Source organism: Paenibacillus soyae, assembly GCF_024623455.1.
GTDB classification, from domain to species: Bacteria; Bacillota; Bacilli; order Paenibacillales; family Paenibacillaceae; genus Pristimantibacillus; species Pristimantibacillus soyae.
The window spans coordinates 47,878-74,327 of record NZ_JANIPJ010000021.1 but is presented as its reverse complement, the minus strand read 5'-3'; the positions used below and the strand labels follow the sequence as shown (position 1 = coordinate 74,327).

Here is a 26,450-nt window from a genome sequence, read left to right as displayed (position 1 = left end):
AGTGAATATCCCTTGTATTCAAAGAGCGGCGAGCAAATGATATGATGTTGTTGCCAGATGTCAGGATCGATCGAATAAAGGAGAGCGTTCTTTTGCGCAAAATAGTGCTTGCCGTACTCGGCATCATATGCCTTACGTTATGTTATTTCACCTTCTTGTCGGCGGACAAAGCCTTTCGTTCCGACTGGCAGCTGCCGCAGACGGCGGCTTCCGGGCAGACGCAGCATCGGCTGGTGCTCATCACGCAGGAGCTGGACACGTCGTTCTGGGACAGGGTCGGCCAGGGAGCGCTTGAGCAGGCGCGGAAGGACGGGGCGAGCCTCGAGGTATGGGGCAGCTACGGGAGAAACCAGGAGGAATTTCTGAAAAAAATCGAAATCGCCATCGATTCCAAGGTTGACGGCATTATCGTGCAGGGGCTGGACTCCGAGGCGTTCAAGAGCCTGACGAAGATCAAAGCCGCCTTCTACGGCATTCCGATCGTCACGGTAGCGAATGACGTGCCGATGGCGGAGAGCCTTCGGCGGACTTATGTCGGCTCCGACCAATATGCGGCGGGGCAGATGATCGCGAAGCAGCTGATCGCGGATATGGGTCAGGCGGGCAACGTGATTTTGCTGGGGGACACGTACCAGGAATACTACCAGAAGCAGCGGCTCGCCGGGATTCAAGACGTGCTGCAGGATTATCCGGATATCCGGACGGCTTACGAAGAGACGGAAGCGACGAGGGAGCAGGTCATCGCCACGACCAAGGATCTCATGAACCGGGTGCCGGACGCCGACGCTTTCATCGCGGTGAACGCCAACATGGCGGAAGCGATGCTGCACGAGATCGGCAGGCGCTCGCGGATCGAGCCCTACCACGTGTATTCGTTCGACGACGGCCGCGACTCCGAGACGTTGTTCGCGCAAGGCAAGCTGGACGGCATGATCGAGCAATCCCCCGAGCAGATGGGCGCGCTCAGCGTGAATCTGATGATGCAGTGGCTGCGAGGAGAGACGGTCCCTCTCGAGATGGACGGTTATCTCACCGAAATTCGGATGGCGAAGGCGATGGACGCGCGATGAACAACAGTATACAGAAGAAGATATGGACGCTTGCGGCGATCGTGCTGTTCATTATGGCGACGATTTGGATAGCGCTTACTTACTATAATCAGAAGACGCAGGACCGGTACAACGATATTCTGCAGCGCTACCTGCGGATGAACGAAGTGACTGCGGCCAGCCAGCAGATGATTACGTCGCTGAACAATTACCTGCTGAAGCCGAGCCCCGCTAATCTGACGATCCTCGACGAGAGCAGGGAGAGCATCCTGCGGGCGAAGAACGAGGTGTACATGCTCCGCAACGCCGATAACGCGTTTGCCTTGACCAGCTATATGAATCTGATCGACAGTCTCGTCGAGACGACGGACCGCTCTCTTATTTTCCAATCGGAGAAAGAGACGGAGGCCTCCACCCAGGCGTTCGACGAGGCGACGCGCATCTCCAAATACATCAGCGAGATGACGCTGACGCTGATCGACACCGAGCTCAGGACGTACGACCGCTTCTACCGCGGCATTATCGAGCAGTCCAAGGAGCTGAAGGAGCTGGGCATCTGGCTGCTCCTGCTTATCACGTTCCTCCTTGCGGTGTTCACGTATTGGTTCTCGCTGAGCATCACCCGACCGGTGCTGAAGCTGACCCAGGCGGCCAAGGAGCTGTCGCGCGGGCGCTTCGATCTGGAGGTCGAGGTCGAGTCCAACGACGAAATATCGTTCTTGGCGAAGATGTTCGACCGGATGCGGATCAATATCAACAACCTCATCTCGGAAATCCAGCAGAAGGCGCAGCTCGAGAACGAGCTTCAGCAGAACAAGCTGCTGCTGCAGGAGAGCCAGCTGCGCAGCCTGCAAAGCCAGATCAATCCGCATTTCCTGTTCAACACGCTCGATACGCTGTCCAAGAAAGCGTATTTGGAAGGGGCGGAGGAAACCAGCGATATGATTGTCAGCGTGGCGGGGCTGCTGCGGTACAACCTGAAGCGGCTGGACCGCTCGGTCACGCTATATGATGAAGTGAAGGTTATGCGTCAATATATCGATATCCAGAAGGCCCGGTTCACGGAGCGGCTCCGCCTGCATATGGATATCGACGACTCGTGCCTGCATGTTCAAATTCCGGGCCTCACGCTGCAGCCGATCGTCGAGAATGCCGTCATTCACGCGGTCGAGCCGGAGGAGGAGGGCGGCAACATCTGGTTCCGCGTCATGGACGGAGAAGACCGGATTACGATTGAGATCGAGGACGACGGCCCCGGCATGACGGAGGAGAAAATCCAGAGCATCCTGGAGGAGCATGCCGTCGAATCGGGCGGGCACTCTACGGGCATCGGCTTCAGCAATGTCGTGAAGCGTCTCCGGCTGTTCTACGGCCTTGAGGATGTCATCGATATCGAGAGCGGCAGCGGACGCGGCACGAAGGTCATCATGAAAATACCGAAAACAAGGGGAATCGAATCCTATGATAAAGCTCCTGATCGTCGATGACGAACAGATCGAGCGCGAAGGCCTGCAGGCGATATTGCGCAAGGGGTATCCGGACCTCGACATCGCGCAAGCGCAGAACGGGAAAATCGCGGTGCAGATGGCGGACGAGTTCGAGCCGGACTTGATCCTGATGGATATCAAAATGCCGGGCATGACCGGCCTGGAAGCGGTGGAACAGATCAAGGCGAAGCATCCCCGCATCAAATACGTCATGGTGACGGCCTACGACGCGTTCGACTACGCGCGGCAGGCGATCAAGCTCGGCGTGAAGGATTATTTGCTCAAGCCGAGCAAGGCGAGCGAAATCATCGCGACGGTCGGCAAGGTGCTGGGGGAGATCGAGGAGGACCGCCAGCAGCGGGAGGCGAACCGTATGCAGCAGGACGCGCTCCAGAAGGCGCTGCCGCTCATAGAGACCGATGTCGTGACGCAGCTGCTGTTCGACCACGTGCACGACGTGCATGTCGACGAGCTGGTCGGCCTCCTCGACATTCGGACGGCGAACGAAATGTTCGTCATGCTCGTTCTGCTGCCCGCGGGGGCGGAGAGCTTGTATACCGCGGTCAAAGAAAAGGTGCGGCAGGCGGGGGGCGGCTTGCTCGGGGCGCTGTACGGCCGCCAGCTTCCTATCATCGTTGGCCGGGACCCGGAGCGTTCGTTCCGCACGCAAGCGATTTCCCTTGCCCGCGATATCTTGTCCGTCGCGAAGCCGGACGCCGGAGCGGGCTGGTTCGTCGGCATCGGCAATGTATGCGGATCGCTGGAACAGATCCGGCAATCGTACCAGGAGGCGCTTGTGGCGTCCATGGATACGTCGCTCCCGGTCAAGTACCGGTTCTACTCGGACGTGCCTACGCTCGGCGCGGCGCAGGACGGGCACCTCGCCAAGCAGCGGGAGAAGCAGTTTTTCGATCAGATCCGGCTGGGCCAGTGGGAGCAGGTTCGCGGGGGTCTCATGGATTTCATCCAGCAGTACGAGAACGAAGGCGCGGATCTGCTGCAGACGCAGCAGCGCGTGCTCGAGCTGCTCTGGGTCGCCTCCCGCGTGCTCAGCGAGATGGGCATCGAGGCGGAGACGCCGCTGTTCTCGTTCCAGGCGCAGGACGGCCGCCAGCTGCGGGCCGAGACGGGACGGCTGCTGGACCGGATGAAGCAGTCCTACGCCGAGCATTACGAGCGGGTGGAGCCGGACACGATTCAACAGATCAAGGTGTACATCTCGGAGCATTCCCACGAGGATATCTCGCTCGACGTCATCGGGAAGCGCGTGGGTCTTAGTCCGTTCTATATCAGCAAGATGTTCAAGGACCAGCTCGGCATCAACTATATCGACTTTCTGACGGAATGCCGCATCGAGAAGGCGAAGAAGCTGATGGCCGATCCGGAGAAAAGCCTGAAGGAAATTACGTTCGAGGTTGGGTACCATGACCCGAACTACTTCAGCAAGGTGTTCAAGAAGATGGTCGACGTCACGCCGAAGGAATACCGCAAGACGCTGCTTGGCGGCAGGAAGCCGGCGGACGATGAGAGCTGACGGGAACGAAGGAGCGATGAGCGTGAACCGAATACGTAGGAGAAATCTGCTTGTGCTGCTTTCGTTCATCCTGGTTCTGGTCATGGCCGCCTGCGAGAATGCCGGCAACGGCGGCGTTAGCGGGAACGCGGACGTGCCGGAGGCGGCCCCGTCGCCTTCCTCGGCCGTTGACGGAGCGGGCGGAGACGCGGACGCGGATATGACCGAGAAGCCGGTAAAGATCGGCTTCGCCATGGATACTCTGGTCGAGGAGCGCTGGCTGAAGGACCGGGATTTGTTCCGGGAGTCGGTGGAGGCGCTTGGCGCCGAGGTCGAGATTAGCGCCTCGAACGGCGACGACGCGGTTCAGATCATGCAGGCGGAGTCGATGATCAGCGCGGGCATCGATTTGCTTGTGATCGTGCCCCACAATGCCGAAGCGACGGCGGCGATCGTGAAGAAAGCCCACTCCTCCGGGGTGAAGGTGATTGCATACGACCGTCTGGTGAAGAACGCGGAGATCGACCTGTACGTTTCCTTCGACAACGTGCGGGTGGGCGAGCTGCAGGCGCAGGCGATCACGAAGCTCGTGCCGAAGGGGAAATACGTGTACATCGGAGGCGCCGAGACGGACAACAACGCCCATCTGTTCAAGGATGGCGTGTTCAACGTGCTGCAGCCGATGATCGACAGCGGCGACATTACGGTCGTCTACGATCAGTGGACCACGGACTGGACGCCGGCTAACGCCAGGGCCAATATGGAGGAAGCGCTGAGAGCGAACAACAACCAGATCGACGCGGTCATTGCGGCGAACGACGCCACGGCGGGCGGCGTCATCGCAGCGCTCGAAGCGCAGGGCCTTGCCGGCCGCATACCGGTTGCCGGGCAGGACGCCGATCTGGCGGCGGCGCAGCGTATCGTCGGGGGCACCCAGACGATGACCGTCTACAAGCCGATCCACACGTTGACGCTGAAGGCGGCCGAGCTGGCCGTCATGATGGCGAAGGGCGAGATTCCGGACACTGACCGCAAGGTGAACAACGGGAAGATCGAGGTGCCGTCCGTGCTGCTCGCGCCGATCTCGGTCGACAAGAGCAATATGGACGCGACGATTATCGCGGACGGCTTCCATGCCAAGGAAGACGTATATCGGCACGCGGAATCCGAATAAGGATTAGGGATAAGATTAGGTGGCTGAGGAGGCTTTTATGGATGGATAGGATAGATTTTCGGCAGCATGCGGTTCATTCTTTGGAGGAAATTAGGGAGAAGGTGGGGACGCCTCACGAGGCCGTCGTCAAGAAAAGCATCTCCATGATCGACGAGCAGGCCCGATCGTACATCGCGATGTCTCCGATGATGTTTCTGGCTACCTCGAACCGCGAGGGACAGTGCGACGTTTCGCCGCGCGGCGACGGGCCGGGCTTCGCGTATGTCGCCAATGAGAAGCAGCTTATTATTCCGGATCGGCCGGGGAACCGGCGGGTCGACTCGCTGCAAAATATTTTGAGCAATCCGCACGTCGGTCTATTATTCCTCATTCCGGGCATGGAAGAAGTGCTGCGCGTGAATGGACGGGCGGCCGTCATCAAGGACCATCCGGTGCTTGAGAAGCTGGCGCTCAAGGACAAAGCTCCCGCGCTCGGCATAGTTGTCGAAGTGGAGGAGTGCTTCATCCACTGTCCGCGTGCGCTGAAGAGCTCCGGCATTTGGGACCAGGGCAGCTGGCCGTCCAAGGAAGAGCGGCCGTCGTCGATGGACATCTTCCACGCGCACCTGCGAATTAACGGGTACCCGCTGGAATAGCGGGGATGGGCCGATCGGATCGAATCGGCTTCAAGCTACGAAGGGCAGCTGCGAGTTGTGAACGGCAAGCTGTAGGCTAGAAACGCAAGCTGCGGTTGGGAGGTGGGCTGTAGCTGTTGCCGTGAGCTGCAGCTGCGGCGGCTGCTCAAATAGCGGCGAAAACGGAGTTATTTTTCCGGGATCGGCCAAGTTTCCATGAATAGCGGCAATAATACCGCTAATCCTGCAAGGAAACGGGTGACAGGCTAATTTTTATCCGAATAAGGGTAGAATCGCCGCTATTTTTGACGAGAGCGCGATGCAGGGGGAAATAGGGGTAAATATGCCGCTATTTCAATTCCGTACTGTGAATCTGCGGCTCAGCCGGATGGGTTGATGAATTGAAAAAGGCCAATGAGGACCAGCAGGACGACGAACGTAATCATAAAGCCAATGCCGAATCTGGCCAAGTGGGATGATTTCGGTTTGCTTCGGGATTGCTGCTGCTCGAGCTCCGCTACGCGCTCCTTGAGTTTCGCGATTTCTTTCTCTTGGTCCATGCAATTTTACCTCCTAGCCTTCTATTTCGTCTTTGCGCAGGATGAATACCGGAAGATCCTTTTCGGGTTGGTTCTCGCATCCATTCAGTATGTACATGTAGTGTTCGCTTGTTTCGGTGAAACGGATATTCTGGCACTGAAATTCCTGCTTTCCCTGATCGGAGCTCATTCCGTCCCTTGTATTGTCAATGGTCCAGGTAATCTCGCTTCCGTTGGAATGTACATCATGAATCCAATAACCGCCGTCTACGACAGGCGGAATGAGCAGGAGATAGCCGCCACTACCGTCCTGATGGCGCTGCACCATTTCGTTTAACCGAGCGAGATCCGTTCTGTCGAACTGATAGAGTATCGTCTCGTCCCTGTCAGGTAATTCGGCGTTTTTGAGCAACATCATGATTAATGCCACAGTTACTATTACGCAGACGCCAGCTAAACTACCAATTAAAATCTTTAATCGCAACACGAGCGTCTCCCCCCTCATAATGAAAGACGCATGCCAGAGGGGCAGCGTTGCAAGAAAAACAGCGGCGGCCGAGGATACAGTCCAAGGCTGCCGCTGTTTTTTCGCCTGCTACCATTACTTCTCTCTAAAATGCCGGCATACAAAATCGATGAAATGATGGGCGGCCTTGGATAGATAACGTTTGTTGTGCCATACGATCCGGAATTCCCGCTTGTAGACCGGGTTAATAGGAAGCAGATGGAAGCGGGAATTCGGGCCGCCGCAGTTTCCGACGAGCGCAACGCCTAGTCCCGCAGTGACAAGCTGGGCGATGGAGGCTGCGTCGTCTACCCGGCACACAAAGTTCGGCGTAATGCCGGCGGATTGGAGGAATGCTTCGTTCATAAGCTGGAAGTGGAACCCCTCCTTGTAGCCGATAAACGGTTCATGAGCCGCCTCCTCTATTCGAACGCGCTCCTGCCCGGCCAATCGATGGCTGGCGGGAACCGCCAGATAGACCTCCTCCTCCAAGACGGATACCGAGCTGAAATCCGCACGGTCCATCGCGCAGGGGGTAAAACAAATATCGACCTTCCCGGTCTCGATAAGCTGTCCCATCTCCCCTATCGATGCTTGCGTAATCCGGAATTGCACGTTCGGATACAGCGCGACGAACGCGTTAAGCGGCTCGGACAGGCGGTCAAGCGTCGGCGTTGCCAGATGAATGCTTCCTTGCTCCATGCCCGCAAGATCCGCGACTTCCCGCTGACCCTCCTCCAGAAGGGCGAGCGCGCCTTCTACCTTTTGCAAGAACGCTTTGCCGAATGTGTTAAGGCGAATATGCCGGCCTTCCCGGTCGAACAGCGGCACGCCCAGATCCTTCTCCAGCCGGGCGATCGTCTTGCTGAGCGCAGGCTGGGCGATCATTAATTCCTGCGCGGCCTTCGACATGTGCTCCAATCTCGCGACGGTGCGAAAGTATTGCAGCTGCAGCAGCTCCATTATACGCGCCCTCCTTATATACTCAAAGGAATGAATGTTATGTACTAAAATGTATTTTTGTATATCGATTATCCGCTATACAATAAGGATATGCAAGCGGCGCTTCAGCCGATAGAAAGCAAGGTGAAGAAAGTGAAAAACGGTGCCGGGAGGGAAGCCTCCGAACGTGTCATTCGAATTCTAGCGCTCACGCTTCTCATCTCCGTCATGAGCGCGACGACGTTTACGATCGTGCTTCCCGAGATTCGCGCGGAGTACCGGCTTACTTACGCTCAAGTCAGCTGGGTGACGACAGCCTATCTGCTCCTATACGCCATCGGGACGGTCATCTACGGGAAGCTTGCCGATCATTACAGGTTGAAGAATTTACTGACCTTCGGACTGATCTTCTTCTCCTTCGGATCGATGATCGGCCTGGCTGCGCAAGCGTACTGGATGGTCCTGCTCGGAAGGGCCCTGCAGGCGGCGGGGGCGGCGGTCATTCCGGCGGCAGCCGGCATTATTCCGGTGCGCTACTTCCCTCCGGAGCGTAGGGGAAGAGCGCTTGGGATCGCGATGACCGGCTTGGCCATCGGCGGCGCGGCCGGTCCGATGATAACCTCCTTATTCATGAGCATCGTCCATTGGCGTTTTTTGTTCTGCATTCCGCTGATCACGCTGATCGCGATCCCTTTTTACCGCAAATATTTGAATGATGCCCCTAGGGAAAAAGGCTCTATCGACTGGCTGGGCGGCGGACTGCTGGGCGGATCGGCCGCGTTACTCCTTCTGGCCATTACGAATGAAGCGTGGCTGCCGGGTGTGGGCTCGGTTGCCCTATTCCTTCTGTTCCTCCTTCGAATCCGCTTCGCAACGAATCCGTTCATCCGCCTGGAGCTCTTCCGGAATAGAAGCTATTCGCTAGTGCTCATAATCGCGATTCTGAATTCCGGCGTCGGATACTCGCTTGCTTTCCTAAGCCCGCAGCTCCTGTCGCAGGTCCATCGCTTGGCCCCGCATTTGGTCGGCTACGTGATGGTACCGGCGGCCATCGCAACCGCGATATTAAGCCGGAAAGCGGGTAAGCTGGCGGATGACAGAGGGAATCCGTTCGTCTTCTATGTCGCTTCGTCGTTATTGTTGGCCTGCTTCCTTCTTCTGTCCTTGTCCGTGGGCGCCCCGCCGTTCTATATGGCCTTGACCCTGATCCTCGGCAACGTGGGGCAATCCTTTATGATGATCGTTCTGTCGAATACGCTCTCCCGGTCCTTGCCGCAAGAGCAGACGGGGGTGGGAATGGGCTTGCTGTCGATGCTGAATTTCATCTCGGGCGCCATAGCCGCAAGCATCTACAGCGCGATTATCGACCGAGGGGCAAGCTCGGGCTGGTTGGGGGTCACCGCGAACCCGGCAGCATTCGTTTACAGCAATCTCTATCTCGTTCTTGCTCTCATCCATGTGCTTCTATTCGCGTACTATTATGTGTTTTTCGGCCGAGCCGAAAGCAGAAGCAAAAGGCAAAATGCTCGATTCGTTCAAGAAACAAGTCAGCAAAAATAAAAGGGAGGAAAAAGACATGAAAGCAGCAGCATTCTCTGTATTCGGAGGACCGGAGGTCATGCGCCTGATGGAGGTACCGGATCCCCATGCGGGTCCGGGCCAAGTTCGCGTGAGGGTCAAAGCAGCCGGCGTACAGCATTACGATTGCGCCATTCGCGGAGGATGGACGCCGTCTTATGGCGTGAAGGTGGAGCTGCCGCAAATTCCAGGCAATGAGTTTGCGGGTATCATCGACGAGATTGGGGACGGCGTCACGGGCTTCGAGCTTGGCAGCGAAGTGCTTGGCTTTGCCTTGTTGAACTGCTATGCCGAATATGTGGTTGTGGGGGCGGATCAAATTGTGGAGAAGCCTGCGGGCATGACCTGGGAAGAAGCCGGCGGCCTGACCGGCAACGGCCAGGGGGCGTATATGGCGCTCGAGGCGATCGGCGTCGGGCCCGGCGACACGGTTCTAATCAACGGAGCGGCCGGTTCGCTGGGCTCCATCGCCGTTCAGTTGGCGAAAGCATGGGGCGCGGAGACGGTGATCGGCACGGGGAGCGAGCGGAATCATGATTTCATCCGATCACTGGGAGCCATACCGGTTACCTACGAGGAAGGCTTAGCCGAGCGGCTCAGGAAGCTTGCGCCTGAAGGCATCGACTGCACGTTCGACACGGCAGGCGGCGAAGGGCTGGACGCGGCGGTCGCGCTTGTTCCTGACAAGATGCGCGTCTGTACCTTCTTCGCGTACGATCGGATCGAGGAGCTCGGTCTTCGTATCGTCCGAGGCGATCGCTCGGCTGCCCGTCTTGCCAAGCTTGTGGAGCTGCATGCAGAGGGCAAGCTGCATCTCCATATTCGACAGACATTCACGCTGGAACAGGCCGGAGATGCGCATCGGGCGATTGAAAGCAGGCATGGCCGGGGAAAGATCGTCTTGAGGGTGGATTGAACCGATATATAAGCTGCACACAAAAGAAGGATCTCCCGAGCCGGGGAGATCCTTCTTTTTCTTCCGAGCGACGAGCTTTACCCCGCCTCTTTCCTCGGGAAGCACCAATATACGACGACGATGCCGAACAGAAGGAAGAAGACGCCGCCGAGAATTTCGCCGAGCTTATCCGCCATGCTTAAGATGCCGATGCCGAACACGATCGCGACCAGACCGATCCACGTGCCGAAAGAAGCTTTCGCATAATGAAATATATAGATGAAGAAGGCGATAAAGCCCCATTTTTTCTCTTCGGCCGCATGCTTAATCGCGAGAAGCAAGCTCCAGACTAACAGTGCCTGGATTCCCCAGATAAAGACGATTCCGAATAGTTTCTCTACCATGCAAGTCACCTCGTTGAACAATTTCCCATCTTTCCTTTTACGCCATTATGGGACTCAAAGTTACGCATCGCAAAAAAATGCTAGGCACCGCAAATTTGTCTACCAATTTGTTAGGTCGGTGTCGAACCAAGTCGAGTAATATTTGGGGAGGAAGGGAAGCAGAACAAATCATTAGGGGGATAAACGGATGATAAAGATACGAGAATGGAAGAACGTTCTCCGGCGGGGCGTTCGCTTTCGCATGAACGGGCGGTCGCTGCGGGTCAAGTGGATGGCGCTGATCTCAGCGGCGGTTCTTCTCGCGCTGCTCGGCTCGACCGCGATGAACTTCGGAATTATGCAAGCTTCGCTGGGGGAGACATTCGCGGACGGGAACGCGATACAAGTTGAAAGCGCTACCAGGGAGTTCCGCATGTTCGCCGAGCAATACGAGAAGTCGGCCGAACGGATGGCGGGGGAGATCGGCCGGATCAGTCAGCGTGCGGGCTATACGGATTCGGATATCGCGAGCATGCTGCAGGAAGTGAAGGCTCAGGACCAGTCGCTGCTGGGAGCCTTCTATATTTCCGCAGCGACGGGACAGCTGCTCATGACTCACGAGACCGGCCATGCGGGCGACGCGAGGGAGATGCCTCTCTATAAGCTTGCAGAGCAGAAGAAGGATACCGCCTGGACGGATGTTCGGATGGACGACATCTCGGGCAAGATGACCGTTTCGATCGTTACGCCCGTCTTGATCGGCGACGAGTGGCGCGGCGTGGCGGGCTTCGATATCGACCTGAACGGAATCGGGCTGCTGCGGGAATCGAACGAACGGTTCGGTGATAAGAAGCTGATCATCTACGATAATCAGGGGCTGATCATTTCATCGTTCATGCAGGGGCTGGACGGAACCAACATCGACCCGAACGCAAGCGGCAAATTGCCGGGCGTGGCGGATGCGCTCGCCGAAGCAGCCGACATGAAGCAATCGTTCGGCTGGGTAGCGGACGTGGCAGCGGGAGAGAGAAGCGGCATCGACTTCAAGTGGGACGGCGTCGGCTACAAAGGCGAGGTTTCATTCGTGTATTCGATGAATTGGACCGTCGTTTCCTTCATGGACAAAAAAACGCTGACCGGAAGCCTATTCGAGTTCTTGGGCACGAGCCTGATCGCGCTCGCGATCGGCCTTGTTATCGGAGCACTGGCGGCCTACTATATCGCAACGGGATTGCTCAAGACGATCAACTCTCTTCGTTCGACGATCGCGAAGACTTCCGAAGGCGACCTGGTTACGGAGTTTCGTTACGACAAACAGGATGAAATCGGAGAGCTGGCTAGCAGCTATAACGCGATGCTCGGCAGTATGCGGGGGCTAATCCGGAGGGTTCATGCAAGCGTAGAGGCCGTAGAAGAAACGGCTTCCGGCGTCGAGTATGTGTCCGGCGAGAACGCGGTCTCCGGCAAAGAAGTGGCGCGTTCCGCGGAAGAAATCGCGCGCGGCGCGTCCCATACCTCGTCCGAAATCGAGAAGAGCTCCGAAGCCGTTCACGCGTTAAGCCGTGATATCGAGACGTTAATCGGCCAATCCGACGAGATGAAGCTGGTGCTTGCGGATTCGAGCCGCGATCTTGAAGGCGGCAACAGCCAAGTGGTGCGGCTCGAGCAGTCCTATGTCCGGCTGGAGCAGGCGTTCGGGCAGGTATCGGCCATGGTGGACGAGCTAAGCCGGCAGTCGCAATCGATCTCGTCGGTCACGAAAGCGATATTCGAAATTACGCAGCAGACCAATCTATTGTCGATCAATGCTTCTATAGAAGCCGCGCGGGCGGGCGAACACGGCAAGGGCTTCGCGGTTGTCGCGAACGAGGTGCGGAGTCTGGCGGATCAGGCCAAGCTATCGGCGAAGCGCATCCAGGAGACGATCAACGGCATGCTGGCGCAAACGGCAGAGCTCGTAGCCGTCGTTGGCGCAACGAACGCCATGAACGAAACGCAGCGGACGGCGGTAGCCGAGGTCAGCAAAGCGATGGGAAGAATGAACGATTCGCTCGGACGGATGCAGGCTCATATGCAAGGAGAGCTCGGTACGATCTCCGGCATCGAAGCGCAGAAGGAGAAAGTAGTCGCCTCGATTCAGACGATTCTGGCCGTCTCGGAGCAGACAACGGCTTCCACGCAGCAGATTGCATCCACTATGGATATGCAGACCGAATCGATCGCCGTGGTGTCTCAGCATGCGGGTCGTCTTGTGGAGCTCGTGGCCGAGCTGAAGGACGCGGTTGCCCAGTTCCGAATCGAAGCCGGACAAGACGCACCTTAAAAAAGTATAGGCAGTTATAAAAGAGTGCTATTGTATAACGCTTTCACGGTCCGGTTTCGGTGCTATATTTAGACACGTAAGCAACAGATACATTTTGAGAGGGGTATACAAAATGAAAAAGAGCTTCAAATCGATTTCTCTCCTGCTTGTCGTGATGATGTTCGCCACCATTATGGCGGCTTGCAGCAGCAACGGCGGAGGCGAAGTAAGCGTCGGTATCGTATTGCCGACCAAAGACGAGCCAAGATGGGTACAGGACGAGCAACGCTTTAAGGATGCCCTGTCCGGCACGAAATATACAACGGAAATCCTGTTCAGCCAAGGCACTTCCGCTAAGGAAAAAGAAAACGTAGAAACGCTGATCAACAAAGGCATCGACGTTCTTATCATCTGTCCTCAAGACGGCGCGGCTGCTGCAGCTGCAGTAGAAGCGGCGGCAAAAGAAGGCATCAAGGTTATCGCTTACGACCGTCTGATCACAGGCACGGACGCGGTTGACTATTACGTAACCTTCGACAGCGAAGCAGTAGGCGCGGCGCAAGCTCAATACCTGGTTGATAACGCAAAAGGCCCAGGCCAACCGCTGTACCTGTACGCGGGCGCAGCTTCCGACAACAACGCGTTCCTGTTCTTCTCCGGCGCTTGGAAAGTTCTTCAACCAAAAATCGCTGACGGCACTTTCGTGATCGCAAACTCCAGCGAAGCGGTTGCTCTGCAAGACAAAGCTGAACTGTCCCGCGAAGAGCTGGGCAAAATCATCGGCCAAGTAACTACAAACTGGGATCCGAACGAAGCTAAAAACAAAGCGCAAACGCATCTGACTTCCGCTGCTGCGGACGCAAAAGGCGATGTTCTGATTCTTGCTCCGAACGACGGAACGGCTCGCTCCATCGCGGACGTATTCGGTACGGACAGCGCGGTATCCAGCTTCATCGTAACCGGTCAAGACGCTGAGAAAGCTTCCATCCAGTACATCATCGACGGCAAACAATCGATGACGGTATTCAAAGACGTTCGTACGCTTGTAACAGACGCAATGGGTATGGCTGTAGCGATCCTGGACGGCAAAACTCCTGAAACAACTGGCTCGTACGACAACGGCAACAAAGAAGTACCGGCTAAGCAAACAGACGTTATCGTAGTTAACAAAGAAAACGTGAAAGCAGAGCTTGTAGACTCGGCTTACTACAAAGCGGAAGACTTCACAGGCCTGCAATAATGCGGGCAGCATAAGACGGTCGGAATCGTGATGGAGATCTCCATCACGATTCCGCAATTGTAACCGTTGTTTGGTTAAGGGGGCAAAACGATGAGCGAATATATACTGGAGATGAAGAATATCTCCAAGGAATTTACGGGAGTCAAAGCGCTCACTGATGTCAGCTTCAAGGTGGAGAAAGGCGAAATTCATTGCCTGATCGGCGAGAACGGCGCCGGCAAATCCACGCTGATGAAGGTGCTGAGCGGCGTCTATCCTCATGGCACGTATATAGGCGACATCGTATTCGAGGGCGGCGTGCAGCAATTCGGCCGGATCAGCGACAGCGTGAAGGCGGGCATCGCCATTATTTATCAAGAGCTGGCGTTGTTCCCGGATTTGACCGTATACGAGAATATTTACGCCGGCAACGAAGTGAAACGCGGCGGCGTGATCGATTGGAATCAAACGATCGTTCAGGCGAAGCAAATGCTGGAGAAGGTAGGACTCGACGTCAATCCGGAAGTGCTTATCAAGGACCTCGGCGTCGGCAAACAGCAATTGGTCGAAATCGCGAAGGCGCTCAGCAAGAACGTCAAGCTGCTCATTCTGGATGAGCCGACGGCGGCGCTGAACGAAAACGACAGCGAAAATCTGCTCGAGCTGCTGCGAGAGCTGAAGAAGCAAGGCATTACCTGCATCATGATTTCCCACAAGCTGAAAGAAGTCATCTCCATCGCGGACCGGGCGACGGTCATCCGGGATGGGCGCACCATCTGTACGCTCGACGGTTCGAAGGGCGAAATTACGGAAAACTCGATTATTAAGAACATGGTCGGTCGCGAAATCGACGACATCTATCCGAAGAGACCGAACAAGAAATTCGGCGACAAAATTTTAGAGCTGAACAACTGGTCCGCTTATGACGCGCAGCTAGGCCGCCATGTTGTCAAAAATGTAGATTTTCACGTTAAACAAGGCGAAATCGTCGGCATAGCCGGCTTAATGGGCTCGGGACGCACGGAGCTCGCGCTCAGCATCTTCGGCAATCCGAAGTCCTATAAACTGCAGGGCGACTTATTCGTGGACGGCATGCCCGCGAAATTCCATCATACGAGCGACGCCATTAAGGCGGGTATCGCTTACGTGACCGAGGATCGCAAGGGCGACGGACTGTTCCTGGCCCAAGATATTAAGAGCAACGTTGTTGCCGCTAACTTAAAAGGGATCTCGAAAAACGGCGTTATCAACGATAACGAAGAAGTAAAGATCGCGAACGAATATAAGACCTCGATGCACGTCAAAGCTCCTTCCGTGGAACAAATCGTCGGCAAGCTGAGCGGCGGCAACCAGCAGAAGGTATCCATCGGCAAATGGCTGTTCGTCGGGCCGAAGCTGCTCATTCTGGATGAGCCGACGCGCGGTATCGACGTAGGCGCCAAGTTCGAGATCTATACGATCATGAACCAGCTGATCAGCGAAGGCATGAGCATCATCATGATCTCTTCCGAGCTCGGGGAAGTGCTTGGCATGAGCGATCGCGTGTACGTTATGGCCGAAGGCGCGATGAAAGGCGAGTTGCCGATCGAAGAGGCCACCCAAGAAAACATTATGCAGCTTGCAACGCAATAGGAGGAAGACCGATGAACCTTTTTAACGAAGCGAAGTCGCTTGTCAAAGTGAATATCCGCGACTACGGCATGTATATTGCCCTGTTTGTCATTATGCTTACCTTCACCATTATGACGGACGGATTGTTCATGTCCTCGCGTAATATTAGTAACCTGCTCGACGCTACGGGCTATATCGCGGTATTGGCCGTCGGCATGACGCTGGTTATCGTCATTCGCGAGATCGACTTGTCCGTCGGCTTCGCCGCCGGCTTCATGGGCGCGATCGCCGCGATATTGATGACCCAGATGGGCGTACCGGTGTATATTACGATTCCGGTTATCCTGGTGCTTGGCGTTCTTGCCGGCCTGCTCAACGGCGCGCTTGTAGCGAAGATCGGCATTCCGTCCTTCGTCGCATCCTTGGCTTTGATGCTTATTTTCCGGGGGGCGCTGCTTCAAGTAACGGAGAAAACGGGAACGATCAACGTCAATGACGATTTCTTCAATGCGATCGGTAACGGCTTCATCCCTTCGCTTGGTGAAGTGGCCGGTCTGCACGTGTTATCCCTAATTCTTGGTTTGCTCTGCATCGTGTTCTACATTTACAGCGAGATCACCCAGCGCGCTAACAAGAAGAAATACCAATTCGACGTCATGTCGACAGGCTTGTTCATCGTTAAGCTGATCTTCATCTCTGCTATCATTGCTTATATTACTTGGATTCTTGCCGGCTACAACGGCTTCTCTTGGACGGTTATCATCATGCTCGGCGTGGTTGCGCTGTATCACTTCCTGACGACGAAGACGGTTCTCGGCCGCCACATCTATGCTGTGGGCAGCAACCCGGAAGCGGCGCATCTCACAGGTATTAACGTTAAGAAAATTACGTACATCGTCTTCGGATCGATGGGTATGCTGTCCGCTCTGTCCGGCATTCTGTTCACAGCGCGCATGCAATCGGCTTCGACAACGGCGGGAACGCTGTTCGAGCTTGACGCGATCGCGGCGGCTTATGTCGGCGGCGTATCCTCCGCGGGCGGCGTCGGCAAAGTAACGGGCGCGATTATCGGCGCGATCGTTATGGCGTCGCTCTCCAGCGGTATGAACCTGCTGGGCGTAGGCGTCTCCTATCAGTACATGATTCGCGGCGGCGTTCTGGCCGCAGCGGTTATCTTCGACGTGATGACGCGTAAGAAGAGAGGCTAGTTTTGGAAGGAAAGGACCTCGAACGGGTAATCGTTCGAGGTTCTTTTTTTGTACGCGGTTTGCGTCTGGAGGAGCGATAGCGACATGAGAGAGCGTTACTGGCGCGCTGATCGTGCCTTGAGGAGCGATAGCGACATGAAAGAGCGTTACAAGTGCGCGGGTCACGCCTCGAGGAGCGGTAGCGACACGAGAGAGCGCTACAATCCCCTGCTCCTATCAGCGATGTCGAAAGTTAGTCGTAACTGGATGATTTAGCAGGCAACCCTTCTCATGGAGGTAAAATTAGGGATCAAGGTTTGAAAGAACGAGAGATTGGACTGGATCTGGAGCAACAGGGTAAACTTGGGAAGATTGTGCGCGACCCGCAAGGCGACGGAGGAGCAGAATTTATTGATACTACAAGTGGCGTTAAATGGGACGTTAAAAGCTTCGTATCTTACCCAAATGGTCATACATCACCCAAAAAAGGGGCATTTACAGTAGAAAACGGGATGAGGGCCATTAATAAAGAATTGGATAAAAATTATAATGTAATTGTAGATAAAAGAGACATGATTCCTGAACATGTTGAGCAGTTAAAAGAGGCAATAGAAAAGGCGGGAATATCAAGTAGGGTTATTTGGTATCCATAGGGGGTTACGTTACGTATGACAACTGATATCAAAGAAATTATGGATCGATTAGAGTCGCACCGTCTTTGGATAGACACTATTGGAGAACAAGGCGATAAACTGGGGATAGACGAAATTGATCTGCGAAATGTGGATTTGTCACAGTACCCATTAGACCAAGCCTATATTACAGCTTGTGCCTTTGACGGCATGAACTTAAATCACAAAGATTTCTCCTCATCTTTACTAAGTTCATCAACTTTTATATCTACAAATTTAGAAGGGGCAGACTTTTGTAAATCTAATGTCTCGTATGCGGACTTCTCATATGCCAATATTAAAGCCGCTAGATTAGCTGATAGTGAGTGTATTGGGACGTTGTTTGTAAAAGCGGATTTATCGGATGCTAATTTAGTAGCTGCTCTTTTTGATGAGACGGATTTCCGCAATGCCATATTAATTAATGCTGATGTGCGATTAGCTACGTTTGAAAGAGTACTGCTAAAAGGAGCAAAATTAACTGGAGTTCAAGGGTTGGAAGAGGCTTTCATAAAAAGCATCAATATTGGGACGCCAGAACAACCAAATCTTCTAGTAGGTGAAGAAGCCAGAATATGGCTGCAAGATAACTGTTTGAGTCATGAGTAGTAATGAAATAGCGTCTTGTGACTTTGAGGAGTTGCTTCCAAGAAACGGAGGCTATAATTTTGCGGGATAGTTTATGAATTTGCTGGAGGATTTCCTTGCAAAAATTCAGACGTAAAAGGCCCTCGAACGAAATCGTTCCAGGGCCTTTTTTTGTGCGCAGGTCGCGCCCCAAGGAGCGATAGCGACACGAGAGAGCGTTACTGGTGCGCGAGGGTACGGCCTACGTCGCTTCCTGGGCGGATAACGGCTGGCGGGAGGCTGCCCGGCCGCGAAGAAGCATGACGCTGAGCAGGCCGACGGCGATCATGGCCGCGCCGGCATACAGCGCTGGCACGACGTGATCTCCGAAGTCGGCAGCGCTCTGGATGGCGCCGCCCGATTGGAACACGAGGCCGCCGATCGCGATGCCGAATACGCCGCCGAGCTCGCGCGTCGCGTTGCTGATGCCGCTTGCTTCTCCTTCGGCGGATGCTGGCACCGAGGAGAGAATGCCGTGCGAGATCGGCGTGAAGCTGAGGCCCATGCCGGTGCCCGCCATCATCATGAACGGCAGCATGTAGCCGAACGGGAAGCTGACGCCTTGTGTGACGATGAGCAGGCCGAAGCCGAGCAGCGCGATGCCTTGCAGCGCCAGTCCGGTCGTCAGGACGGCGCGGGTGCCGAACTTGCCGACGGCAAGCCCGGCCAGCGGCGCGGCAATCATCGTGCAGCCGGTCCAAGCCATTTCGCGGACGCCCGCCTCAAGAGCGGAGTAGCCCTGAGCTTGCTGCAGGAATAGCGTCAGCAGGAAGATCGCGCAGAAGATGCCCGCATTCATCCAGAAACCGGCCAGTACAAGACCGGAATACTTGGCGTTCTTGAACAGATCGAAGCGGATGAACGGCTGCTTGCGGCGCTGCTCCCATAGGTAGAAGAACACGAGGAGCAGCAGCCCCCCTCCGAGCAGGGACAGCACGGTGACGGAGCCCCAGCCGTCTTCGTTGCCGCGTTCGAGACCGAAGACGATGCCGAACAAGCCGGCGCCAAGCAGCAGGATGCCAAGCGGATCGATCGGCTTCTTCTCGCCGCGCGTCTCCTTCAGCCACTTCATGCCGAGCAGGAACGCTAGTACCCCAACCGGAATGTTGACCCAGAAGATGAGCTGCCAAGCCGCGCCTTCCACGATCAACCCGCCGACAAGCGGACCAATCGACAAGCCGAGTCCGGAGATGCCGGACCAAATACCGAGCGCCGCGGCCCGCTTATCCACGGGGAATGCACCGTTGACGAGCGTCAAGCTTAGCGGCACGATGGCCGCTCCGCCGACGCCTTGCAAGGCGCGGGCCAAGATCAGCTCGATCGAGCTGCCGCTCATGCCCGATAGAGCGGAACCAAGCGTGAACAGCACGACGCCAGCTAAAAACATGCGCTTGCGGCCGAATCTCTCGCCGAGCACGCTGAATGGAATAAGCAGCACGGAGAAGGCGAGCGTGTAGGCATTCATGAACCATTCGAGGTCGGACATGCTGGCATTGAACGATTCCTGGATGGACGGGAGCGCGACGCCGAGCACCAGGTTGTCGAGCATGGCCATGAACAAGGCGGCGCAGGTAACGACGAGCAGTTTAATGCGATCGGGGGTAAACATGGTTTTCCTCACTCCTAATCGATAAATTATTTATTAATAAATAAATTGAAGCCCAAAAAGAGGGCGACCTCATTCAAACAGACATTGCTTTTACAATCGAGAATGAGGTCGCGTGAGTGTTGAAGCTTATTCTTCCACGTGCTTCTCTCTCCAGCGACAGAGATGCGGAAGGTCGAGCGTCTCGGACATGGCGATGAGAAGACCCTCCGCGATAAAGCTGCTGGCTTCGACGTCAGCGTCGGGAATGCCCGCCGCTTGGAACCGGGCCGTTACCCGTTCATGGATTATCGCTATTTCCCTACGGGTGTAGGCTCTCACTTCCTTCTCCGGCGTGGCGTAAGCCATCATGACCAGCAGGATCTCGTCGCGATGGCTCCCTATCAGCTCCGTAAACGCGCGGCCCATCGTTTCCTTCAATTGTTCTGGTGGAGCATCAACGGTAGAGAAAGCGTACAAGATCCGCTGATACGCACGCTCCAACACGGCGAGATAAAGCGATTCCTTGGTCTTGAAGAAATGAAACACATAAGGCTGAGTTACGCCAACGGACGCGGCGACGCCGGCGGTCGTCGTCTTGTAATAGCCATTCTCGGCGAACAACGAGGCGGCGGCGTCCAATATTTGATCTTTGCGGTTAAGAGCGTCGTCTTTGGGTGTCATGATTGCGGATGCTCCTTATGATTTATTTATTGACTAATAAATAATTATCATAAAGAGATGGTCCATGTCAATCATTTTAAAAAATGTCGGTAATTCAATCCCCATTCAAACAAACCAAAAAAGGCTCCCCGCATACGCGGAAAGCCCCAAAGCAAATTATAGATTCAACGCTGGTTTCTTCAGCTTCTTATCCAGCATCGTCTTGATGTCTCTCACCAGCTGAACAGAAGCCTCGATTTCGACTTTCCTTGTGGAGACGCTCTCGACGCTGCATCCGACCGGAATGCCTTTGTCGAGCGCAAAGTCTAAGATTTCCTCGAAGATGGTCTTCGATAATTGAATGGACTTATCCAGCACATCATGGGAGTATTTCAGCTCGTTCTCTAACCACTTCGGTATGCTGATCCCAAGCCACTTCATGAATTCGAGCGTTTTTTCGGAGCCGCACGGAGCGAGATTGAACAAGATCGGCACCATGTCGAGCCCGTTATTCGCGCAGTGATAATAATAATCCGACAAGAAGTTTTTCGAAGCCTCTACGTTGTAAACGGCCTGCGATACGAAGAAGCGGCACCCGTTCTCGATCTTCTGCTGCACCCGCAGATGTTCGTCATTCCGCTTCATATGCCTTTCGGGTATGACGACGCCCCCGAGGTTTAGGTTGCGGTTAAGCTCGCAGCTCAGCCTGGATGCCTCCGCCACATTCAAGGTGACTTCCTGCTTGCTGGAGGAAGCGCCCACGTATACGGAATATAGGTCGCGTTCCTGATCGGCCGTTACCCAATTGACGAACTGCTCCTTGCTGTATCGGCCAACGCAGCGATAGATGATGCTCGGAACCTGAAGCTCATGCAAATATTGCTCGCTATAGGCTGCGGGATCTAGAGTCTGCAAATAGGGAAAGGGCCTCTCTTGATCCGTCCGGTCGGCCTCATCCTGCACGTCATAAAGAATCAAAGCGTCTATATCCAAATGTTTAATTCGTTCGACTTGCTTCTGCGCAATTTCGGCGATCTTCTCCGGAGTATTCGTCATCTTCGGCGGCGTAATGCCGTAGGTTAGAATGCCGGGCTCTCTACCTACTATCTTATCTCTCAGCATATTCTCATGCCCCTCCAGCTGTATATATAGTAATAATAGAGTGTTCCGGAGCTTAACGGGTAATTTGAATTTCTTATACCCTGCTATAGGCTGAGGCTATAGCTGGCGACCTACTCCAGATCGGGATTCCTCTTCGCCGAAACTCCTCACAAAAGCGATACCATACTTAGAATATCCAGTTAATCCTTCCTTGTAAAGGCGGGATATGTCCGGCCGAGAGTGTCGCTGATGTGGAATCCCATAAGTTTCTTTATCAGAAAAATTTGGTTGACCTCTTCGTTGTCGAGGGAGAAAATGGATGGAGCTGAGAAAAGGGGGATGCGCCATGAAAGGAAAGGCGAGTAAGGAGAAGCTCGCGGAGCAAGCCGACCTTGCGGAATCGAGAAAATCTTATCTGTGGGCGCTTCGATTCCTATGGCCATATAAGAAAAAAATAGCGGCACTGGCCATCTGCGGCTTAATGGCAGTGATCGGGGAAACGCTGACGCCGAAGATGATCCAGTATATCATCGATCACGTCGTGAAGACGAAGGATACGGAGCTGTTCTTCGCCATTATCGGGGGGCTGGTCGCCGTTAACTTGCTTATGCTCGTCGCGAAGAACTTCCGCAATCTGATTCAGCGGACGATCGGCGAGCTTGCCTCGCGCGATATGCAGCTCGCCATCTTCAAGCATTTGCGGAAGCTGGGGTTCTCCCACTACGAGCGCCATCCGGCCGGCGAGACGCTGTCGATGTTCAACTCGGAGGTCATGTCGGTCATGCGGATTTACCGCAACTTCCTGCCGGGGGTCATCGATAATCTGCTGTTCGTCACGGTCGCCATGGGGATGCTGATCTCCATTAGCGGCTGGCTCTCTCTGATCATCCTGCCGACGTTCGGCCTCTATTATTTGTTCGGTCCTTACTTCGAACGCAAGGCGGCGCTCTACGGCCGGCAGACCGGGAAAGCGCGAATTGCCTACAACCAATCCATATACGAAACCGTATCCGGCCTGCGCGAGTTCCGCGCCTTCGGCGCCCAGCCTTGGTACCGCGACCGCACGCTTGCGAAGCATAAGAGTTGGTCGGACGTTTATCTGCTAAGCGCCACGTTCAGCTTCGCCAGAGGCAGCTTTCGCCGGTTCACCTTTTACATGGGCGCTATTGCCGTATTCCTAACCGGTTATTACGCGGTCACGAACCATTGGCTGACGCTCGGCGCGTTCATCGCCTTCATCTTGCTCTACATGACGACGATGTTCCGCCTTACCCTGCTCGTGACCATGCTGACGGAGCAGAAGCTGGTCATTAATCAGACGATTCCTCTTTATCAATTCATGCATAAACCGATCGAGGTCGAGGATCCGGAGAAGCCGGTCCATCTGAAGGAGGTGCTCGGCGGGCTTGTCTTCGAGGACGTGCGCTTCCAGTATCCCGGCCAGCCGCCGGTGCTCAGGGGCTTCAGCCTTACAATTAAGCCGGGCGAGAAGGTGGCGTTCGTCGGTACGAGCGGCGGAGGCAAGACGACCCTGTTCAAGCTGATCGGGAGGTTCTACGATCCAACGAGCGGCGTCATCAAGCTGGACGGGGTGCCGATCCAGGAGTTGACCATGGCGCAGCTTCGCGAATCGATCGGGTACGTGTTCCAGGAGACCTACCTGTTCGGCTCGTCCGTGAAAGAGAATATCCGTTTCGGCCGGCCCGACGCCACGGATGAAGAGATCGTGGAAGCGGCGAAGGCCGCTTATGCGCATGATTTCATTATGCAGCTTCCGGAAGGCTACGATACGCTGGTCGGCGAGAGGGGCATGAAGCTGTCCGGCGGACAGAAGCAGCGGATATCGATTGCGCGCATGTTCGTCAAGAAGCCGGCCATCATCTTGCTCGACGAAGCCACATCCTCGCTCGATAATGTAAGCGAATACGAAGTTCAGCAGGCGCTGGACCAGGTGCTGGTGAACCGGACGACGATCGCGATCGCGCACCGCCTGTCGACGGTGAAGCACTTCGACACGATCGTGGTCATCCATGAAGGGCAGGTCGCGGAAGCAGGCAGCTATGAGGCGCTTATGGCGCGTCAAGGACTGCTCTATCAGCTGGAGGCCGGACAGTCGGAGGCGGGAACGGAAGCAGAAGGAGGGCGGATTGCCCATGAAGTACGTTAAGATCTTTTGGAGCAATTCGATGTTAATCAAGGGCACCTATTTGGCCGCTTTGCTGTACCTCGTGCTGGAGTCGGTGTCTAACTATACCCTTGTCTACGTGCAGAAAATATTAATCGACGACGTATTCGGCAAGGAGCAATATGAGCTGCTGCCCGTAGTCGTCGGAGTTTTCGCCGCGGCGGGGACGGTATACGCGCTTATGTTCACCCTCACGAGCCGCAGTCTCGTCCGCAACGAATTTGCGGTGAGCCGCTCCTTGCTCGCGCGGATGCTGAAGCGGATCGAGAAGGTGCCGGTCGAGCGATTCCAGAACGAGCGGACCGGGAAGTACGTCTATTCGTATACGCAGGATTTGTTCCAGACGGCAAGCGTCATGGGATGGCAGGTTCCGCGCGGTCTGCAGGACCTGCTGAATCTATGCATTCTCATGATCATCATCGGTTTGTCCAGCCCTACGCTGCTGCTGCTCATTGTCACGCTATGCGCCATATATGTCTCGGTTGGGTATTATTTTGCCCCGAAGCTGAAGGAAGCGGCCAAGCGGGTGTCGGAGAAGCGCGCCGCGCTGCTCGTCCAGATTGAAGAGGGTGTGGCGTCGACCCGGGAGGTCGTTGCTTATCATCGACTGCAGTGGGAGGAGAAGCTATACGACGCGATGTTCCGGGATTACTTCGACCGGGTCATGGAGGAAGGCAGGCTGGCCAACCGTCAGATGCGCTACAGCGACCCGATCAAATGGGGAATCGGCCTGCTTGTGCTCGGCTACAGCGGCTACCGTCTCATTCAAGGCGACCTATCGATCGGCACCTTCGTTATTTTGTTCCAGTTCTCCACGCAGCTTTCGGACTCTTTCTTCAACTTCTTTCAGTTCTTGATGGGCATATCGGCGCAGACGGCGAATATTGACCGCGTGTACCGCATTCTCGAGCTGGAGCAGCAAGAGGAAGGGAGCCGGCCGATTGCCGGCAGGGTCCAGCAGTTGTCCTTCGACAAGGCGAGCTTCCGCTATGCGCCCGAGCTTCCGGAGGTCATTCGCCAGCTCAGCGCCGAGCTCCCGATCGGGAGAAAGATTGCATTCGTCGGCTCAAGCGGCGGCGGCAAGTCGACGGTTGCCCAGCTGCTGGTTCGCTTCTACGATCCGGCCGAAGGAGGCATAAGTTTGAATGGCATACCGGCAGGCGGGTACAGCCGCGAGCAGTGGAGCGACAAGCTCTCCATCGTGTTCCAGGATCCCTACCTGTTCTCGGATACGATCCGAGAGAATCTGATGCTTGGACGCGACGTGACCGAAGCGGAGATGGAGGAGGCATGCAGAATCGCGCAAATTCACGACTTCATTCAAGGGCTGCCGGATGGCTACGAGACGGATATCGGAGAGCGCGGCATTAAGCTGTCCGGCGGACAGCGTCAACGTATTGCCATCGCCCGCGCCATTATGAAGAACCCGGAGATTCTCGTGCTGGACGAGGCGACGTCAGCGCTTGATTTGGAGACGGAGCGGGAGCTGCTCAGACGGCTGGATGAGCGGCGGAGAGGGCTCACGACCATCATGATCGCGCACCGGCTGTCCACGATCGAGAATGCCGATATCATCTACGTCATGGATCAGGGAACGCTGGCCGAAGCGGGCACCCATCAGGAGCTTTTGCGCCAAGGTGACGTCTATCAGCAGCTGCTGCGGGCGCAGCATTGAGGATGCGAAAGGAGAACGACCATGCGATTAAACGATGTCCAAAGCCATATCCCGCGGCTGCGGAATGCAACGGCTGTTTCTAAAATTCATAAAGGCTTCTCTTATGACGGGAAGTATCTCGTTTACGAGGGCGGCACCAAACCGGTCTACGTGCTCCGCACCGCGCCGTTCAACCAGAGCGAAAGCAAGCGCCGGGAGTTTACGGCGGTAGAGAATATTCATCAGCTGGGCGTCCGAACCTCTGAGCCTGTCGAATTCGGCACGCTCGAAGCGCTTGACTTATGCTACATGGTTTTGCGCTATGTCGAGGGGGAGGACGCCTCTGAGAAGCTACCTTTTATGACGACTGAGGAACAGTACCGCGTGGGGGCTGAAGCCGGTCGTGAGCTGCTGATAATGCATAGCGTAGGAGCTCCGGATGGCATGGAGGCGTGGTCCGATCGAAGGATCGCAAAGCATAACCGCCATTTGGCGGCCTACCTTCGTTGCGGAGTGAAGCTGCCCGAGGAGGAGGCGGTTATGGCATTTATCGAGAGCCATATGCCGCTGCTTGAGGGCCGTCCGAACCGGTTTCAGCACGATGACTTTCATCCCGGCAATCTACTCGTTCATAGCGGCGGTTATGCGGCGGCGATCGACTTCAATCGTTATGACTGGGGAGATCCTTATCATGATTTTCTGAAGGTGGCCTATTTCAGCCGCGAGGTCAGCATTCCGTTCTCCATTGGTCAAATCGACGGTTACTTTCAGGGGGAGATTCCCGCGGATTTCTGGAGCCTGTATGCTCTCTATACGGCTATGAGCATATTCGGCACGATTACTTGGACGCTTCAGGTCGTGCCGGAGCAGATGGATTCCATGATGGACCGCATTCGCATGGTGCTGGATGATCACCGCAACTTCGAGTGTGCCACCCCGATCTGGTACAAGCAGAGCTAATTGGGG

Annotated in this window: 23 protein-coding genes; 16 read left to right on the top strand and 7 right to left on the bottom strand. The window is 55.4% G+C overall.

Translation table 11 applies throughout. The features are described 5' to 3' along the window. Nucleotides 1-92 precede the first annotated feature (92 nt). Genes NQZ67_RS23920 through NQZ67_RS23900 form a run of 5 tightly spaced genes read left to right on the top strand, consistent with a single transcriptional unit; the run spans nt 93 to nt 5,858 of the window. On the top strand, nt 93-1,070 hold the full coding sequence (locus NQZ67_RS23920; protein WP_257450923.1) for a sugar ABC transporter substrate-binding protein: 978 nt from the start codon (nt 93-95) through the stop codon (nt 1,068-1,070). Continuing rightward, the gene (locus NQZ67_RS23915) at nt 1,067-2,536 is read left to right on the top strand and encodes a sensor histidine kinase (RefSeq protein WP_257450921.1); all 1,470 of its coding nucleotides are present in this window, start codon (nt 1,067-1,069) and stop codon (nt 2,534-2,536) included. The genes NQZ67_RS23920 and NQZ67_RS23915 overlap by 4 nt, the downstream gene beginning before the upstream one ends. Then, entirely contained in the window at nt 2,511-4,070 is a 1,560-nt protein-coding gene (locus NQZ67_RS23910) for a response regulator (protein ID WP_257450919.1), read from the top strand. Before NQZ67_RS23915 ends, NQZ67_RS23910 begins: the two co-directional genes overlap by 26 nt. A gap of 22 nt (nt 4,071-4,092) precedes the next feature. Next, nucleotides 4,093-5,223: a D-xylose ABC transporter substrate-binding protein gene (gene xylF, locus NQZ67_RS23905; RefSeq protein ID WP_371825354.1), complete on the top strand. Its 1,131-nt coding sequence runs from the start codon at nt 4,093-4,095 to the stop codon at nt 5,221-5,223. A 41-nt stretch (nt 5,224-5,264) separates the two neighbouring features. Next, on the top strand, nt 5,265-5,858 hold the full coding sequence (locus NQZ67_RS23900) for an MSMEG_1061 family FMN-dependent PPOX-type flavoprotein (RefSeq protein ID WP_257450916.1): 594 nt from the start codon (nt 5,265-5,267) through the stop codon (nt 5,856-5,858). Nucleotides 5,859-6,217: 359 nt separating this feature from the next. Here NQZ67_RS23900 and NQZ67_RS23895 read toward each other — a convergent pair whose 3' ends face one another. The 3 genes from NQZ67_RS23895 to NQZ67_RS23885 all read right to left on the bottom strand — a co-directional run bounded on the left by NQZ67_RS23895 (nt 6,218) and on the right by NQZ67_RS23885 (nt 7,844). Continuing rightward, entirely contained in the window at nt 6,218-6,397 is a 180-nt protein-coding gene (locus tag NQZ67_RS23895) for a hypothetical protein (protein WP_257450914.1), read from the bottom strand. A gap of 13 nt (nt 6,398-6,410) precedes the next feature. Continuing rightward, the gene (locus NQZ67_RS23890; RefSeq protein WP_257450912.1) at nt 6,411-6,863 is read right to left on the bottom strand and encodes a DUF4362 domain-containing protein; all 453 of its coding nucleotides are present in this window, start codon (nt 6,861-6,863) and stop codon (nt 6,411-6,413) included. 114 nt (nt 6,864-6,977) lie between these two features. Then, nucleotides 6,978-7,844: a LysR family transcriptional regulator gene (locus NQZ67_RS23885; protein ID WP_257450910.1), complete on the bottom strand. Its 867-nt coding sequence runs from the start codon at nt 7,842-7,844 to the stop codon at nt 6,978-6,980. Between the two features lie 90 nt (nt 7,845-7,934). Between NQZ67_RS23885 and NQZ67_RS23880 the strand changes: the two genes are divergently transcribed. Further along, entirely contained in the window at nt 7,935-9,383 is a 1,449-nt protein-coding gene (locus tag NQZ67_RS23880; protein WP_257451018.1) for an MFS transporter, read from the top strand. 16 nt (nt 9,384-9,399) lie between these two features. Beyond that, nucleotides 9,400-10,317 (top strand): NADP-dependent oxidoreductase, encoded by a 918-nt coding sequence (locus NQZ67_RS23875; RefSeq protein WP_257450909.1) that lies wholly within the window; start codon nt 9,400-9,402, stop codon nt 10,315-10,317. Between the two features lie 77 nt (nt 10,318-10,394). Here the strand turns inward: NQZ67_RS23875 and NQZ67_RS23870 are convergent, their stop codons facing one another. After that, complete coding sequence (locus NQZ67_RS23870) at nt 10,395-10,700, bottom strand: hypothetical protein (protein WP_257450907.1); 306 nt, start codon at nt 10,698-10,700, stop codon at nt 10,395-10,397. Nucleotides 10,701-10,887: 187 nt separating this feature from the next. On the opposite strand from NQZ67_RS23870, the gene NQZ67_RS23865 reads away from it, so the two are divergent. The 6 genes from NQZ67_RS23865 (at nt 10,888) to NQZ67_RS23840 (ending at nt 18,278) form a co-directional block, all read left to right on the top strand. Beyond that, nucleotides 10,888-13,002 (top strand): methyl-accepting chemotaxis protein, encoded by a 2,115-nt coding sequence (locus NQZ67_RS23865; protein ID WP_257450904.1) that lies wholly within the window; start codon nt 10,888-10,890, stop codon nt 13,000-13,002. Nucleotides 13,003-13,114: 112 nt separating this feature from the next. Beyond that, a complete protein-coding gene (locus tag NQZ67_RS23860) occupies nt 13,115-14,221 on the top strand; it encodes a sugar ABC transporter substrate-binding protein (protein WP_257450901.1) in 1,107 nt (368 codons plus the stop codon). A 90-nt stretch (nt 14,222-14,311) separates the two neighbouring features. Beyond that, nucleotides 14,312-15,832 (top strand): ATP-binding cassette domain-containing protein, encoded by a 1,521-nt coding sequence (locus NQZ67_RS23855; protein ID WP_257450899.1) that lies wholly within the window; start codon nt 14,312-14,314, stop codon nt 15,830-15,832. 11 nt (nt 15,833-15,843) lie between these two features. Then, nucleotides 15,844-17,019 (top strand): sugar ABC transporter permease, encoded by a 1,176-nt coding sequence (locus NQZ67_RS23850; RefSeq protein WP_257450897.1) that lies wholly within the window; start codon nt 15,844-15,846, stop codon nt 17,017-17,019. Between the two features lie 296 nt (nt 17,020-17,315). Beyond that, on the top strand, nt 17,316-17,651 hold the full coding sequence (locus NQZ67_RS23845) for an ADP-ribosyltransferase family protein (protein ID WP_257450895.1): 336 nt from the start codon (nt 17,316-17,318) through the stop codon (nt 17,649-17,651). Between the two features lie 15 nt (nt 17,652-17,666). Next, entirely contained in the window at nt 17,667-18,278 is a 612-nt protein-coding gene (locus NQZ67_RS23840) for a pentapeptide repeat-containing protein (RefSeq protein ID WP_257450893.1), read from the top strand. 220 nt (nt 18,279-18,498) lie between these two features. On the opposite strand, the gene NQZ67_RS23835 is transcribed toward NQZ67_RS23840, so the two are convergent. From NQZ67_RS23835 to NQZ67_RS23825, 3 genes are all read right to left on the bottom strand, one after another. Continuing rightward, nucleotides 18,499-19,905: an MFS transporter gene (locus NQZ67_RS23835; RefSeq protein WP_257450892.1), complete on the bottom strand. Its 1,407-nt coding sequence runs from the start codon at nt 19,903-19,905 to the stop codon at nt 18,499-18,501. A gap of 126 nt (nt 19,906-20,031) precedes the next feature. Next, nucleotides 20,032-20,565: a TetR/AcrR family transcriptional regulator gene (locus NQZ67_RS23830; RefSeq protein ID WP_257450891.1), complete on the bottom strand. Its 534-nt coding sequence runs from the start codon at nt 20,563-20,565 to the stop codon at nt 20,032-20,034. Nucleotides 20,566-20,721: 156 nt separating this feature from the next. Continuing rightward, nucleotides 20,722-21,666 (bottom strand): methylenetetrahydrofolate reductase, encoded by a 945-nt coding sequence (locus NQZ67_RS23825; RefSeq protein ID WP_257450890.1) that lies wholly within the window; start codon nt 21,664-21,666, stop codon nt 20,722-20,724. 325 nt (nt 21,667-21,991) lie between these two features. On the opposite strand from NQZ67_RS23825, the gene NQZ67_RS23820 reads away from it, so the two are divergent. Genes NQZ67_RS23820 through NQZ67_RS23810 form a run of 3 tightly spaced genes read left to right on the top strand, consistent with a single transcriptional unit; the run spans nt 21,992 to nt 26,444 of the window. Next, entirely contained in the window at nt 21,992-23,812 is a 1,821-nt protein-coding gene (locus NQZ67_RS23820; protein WP_257450888.1) for an ABC transporter ATP-binding protein, read from the top strand. After that, nucleotides 23,799-25,505, top strand: a complete 1,707-nt coding sequence (locus NQZ67_RS23815) for an ABC transporter ATP-binding protein (protein ID WP_257450887.1) — start codon at nt 23,799-23,801, stop codon at nt 25,503-25,505. The genes NQZ67_RS23820 and NQZ67_RS23815 overlap by 14 nt, the downstream gene beginning before the upstream one ends. Before the next feature lie 21 nt (nt 25,506-25,526). Next, a complete protein-coding gene (locus NQZ67_RS23810) occupies nt 25,527-26,444 on the top strand; it encodes a phosphotransferase family protein (RefSeq protein WP_257450886.1) in 918 nt (305 codons plus the stop codon). Nucleotides 26,445-26,450 lie beyond the last annotated feature (6 nt).

What these genes read in the sequence shown, in the direction of transcription:
- NQZ67_RS23825 (WP_257450890.1), bottom strand. Translation starts at nt 21,666, where the DNA reads ATGCTGAGAGATAAGATAGTAGGTAGAGAGCCCGGCATTCTAACCTAC.
- NQZ67_RS23835 (WP_257450892.1), bottom strand. Translation starts at nt 19,905, where the DNA reads ATGTTTACCCCCGATCGCATTAAACTGCTCGTCGTTACCTGCGCCGCC.
- NQZ67_RS23915 (WP_257450921.1), top strand. Translation starts at nt 1,067, where the DNA reads ATGAACAACAGTATACAGAAGAAGATATGGACGCTTGCGGCGATCGTG.
- NQZ67_RS23875 (WP_257450909.1), top strand. Translation starts at nt 9,400, where the DNA reads ATGAAAGCAGCAGCATTCTCTGTATTCGGAGGACCGGAGGTCATGCGC.
- NQZ67_RS23830 (WP_257450891.1), bottom strand. Translation starts at nt 20,565, where the DNA reads ATGACACCCAAAGACGACGCTCTTAACCGCAAAGATCAAATATTGGAC.
- NQZ67_RS23850 (WP_257450897.1), top strand. Translation starts at nt 15,844, where the DNA reads ATGAACCTTTTTAACGAAGCGAAGTCGCTTGTCAAAGTGAATATCCGC.
- NQZ67_RS23870 (WP_257450907.1), bottom strand. Translation starts at nt 10,700, where the DNA reads ATGGTAGAGAAACTATTCGGAATCGTCTTTATCTGGGGAATCCAGGCA.
- NQZ67_RS23810 (WP_257450886.1), top strand. Translation starts at nt 25,527, where the DNA reads ATGCGATTAAACGATGTCCAAAGCCATATCCCGCGGCTGCGGAATGCA.
- NQZ67_RS23895 (WP_257450914.1), bottom strand. Translation starts at nt 6,397, where the DNA reads ATGGACCAAGAGAAAGAAATCGCGAAACTCAAGGAGCGCGTAGCGGAG.
- NQZ67_RS23820 (WP_257450888.1), top strand. Translation starts at nt 21,992, where the DNA reads ATGAAAGGAAAGGCGAGTAAGGAGAAGCTCGCGGAGCAAGCCGACCTT.
- NQZ67_RS23855 (WP_257450899.1), top strand. Translation starts at nt 14,312, where the DNA reads ATGAGCGAATATATACTGGAGATGAAGAATATCTCCAAGGAATTTACG.
- NQZ67_RS23910 (WP_257450919.1), top strand. Translation starts at nt 2,511, where the DNA reads ATGATAAAGCTCCTGATCGTCGATGACGAACAGATCGAGCGCGAAGGC.
- NQZ67_RS23885 (WP_257450910.1), bottom strand. Translation starts at nt 7,844, where the DNA reads ATGGAGCTGCTGCAGCTGCAATACTTTCGCACCGTCGCGAGATTGGAG.
- NQZ67_RS23880 (WP_257451018.1), top strand. Translation starts at nt 7,935, where the DNA reads ATGCAAGCGGCGCTTCAGCCGATAGAAAGCAAGGTGAAGAAAGTGAAA.
- NQZ67_RS23840 (WP_257450893.1), top strand. Translation starts at nt 17,667, where the DNA reads ATGACAACTGATATCAAAGAAATTATGGATCGATTAGAGTCGCACCGT.
- NQZ67_RS23860 (WP_257450901.1), top strand. Translation starts at nt 13,115, where the DNA reads ATGAAAAAGAGCTTCAAATCGATTTCTCTCCTGCTTGTCGTGATGATG.
- NQZ67_RS23815 (WP_257450887.1), top strand. Translation starts at nt 23,799, where the DNA reads ATGAAGTACGTTAAGATCTTTTGGAGCAATTCGATGTTAATCAAGGGC.
- NQZ67_RS23865 (WP_257450904.1), top strand. Translation starts at nt 10,888, where the DNA reads ATGATAAAGATACGAGAATGGAAGAACGTTCTCCGGCGGGGCGTTCGC.
- NQZ67_RS23900 (WP_257450916.1), top strand. Translation starts at nt 5,265, where the DNA reads ATGGATAGGATAGATTTTCGGCAGCATGCGGTTCATTCTTTGGAGGAA.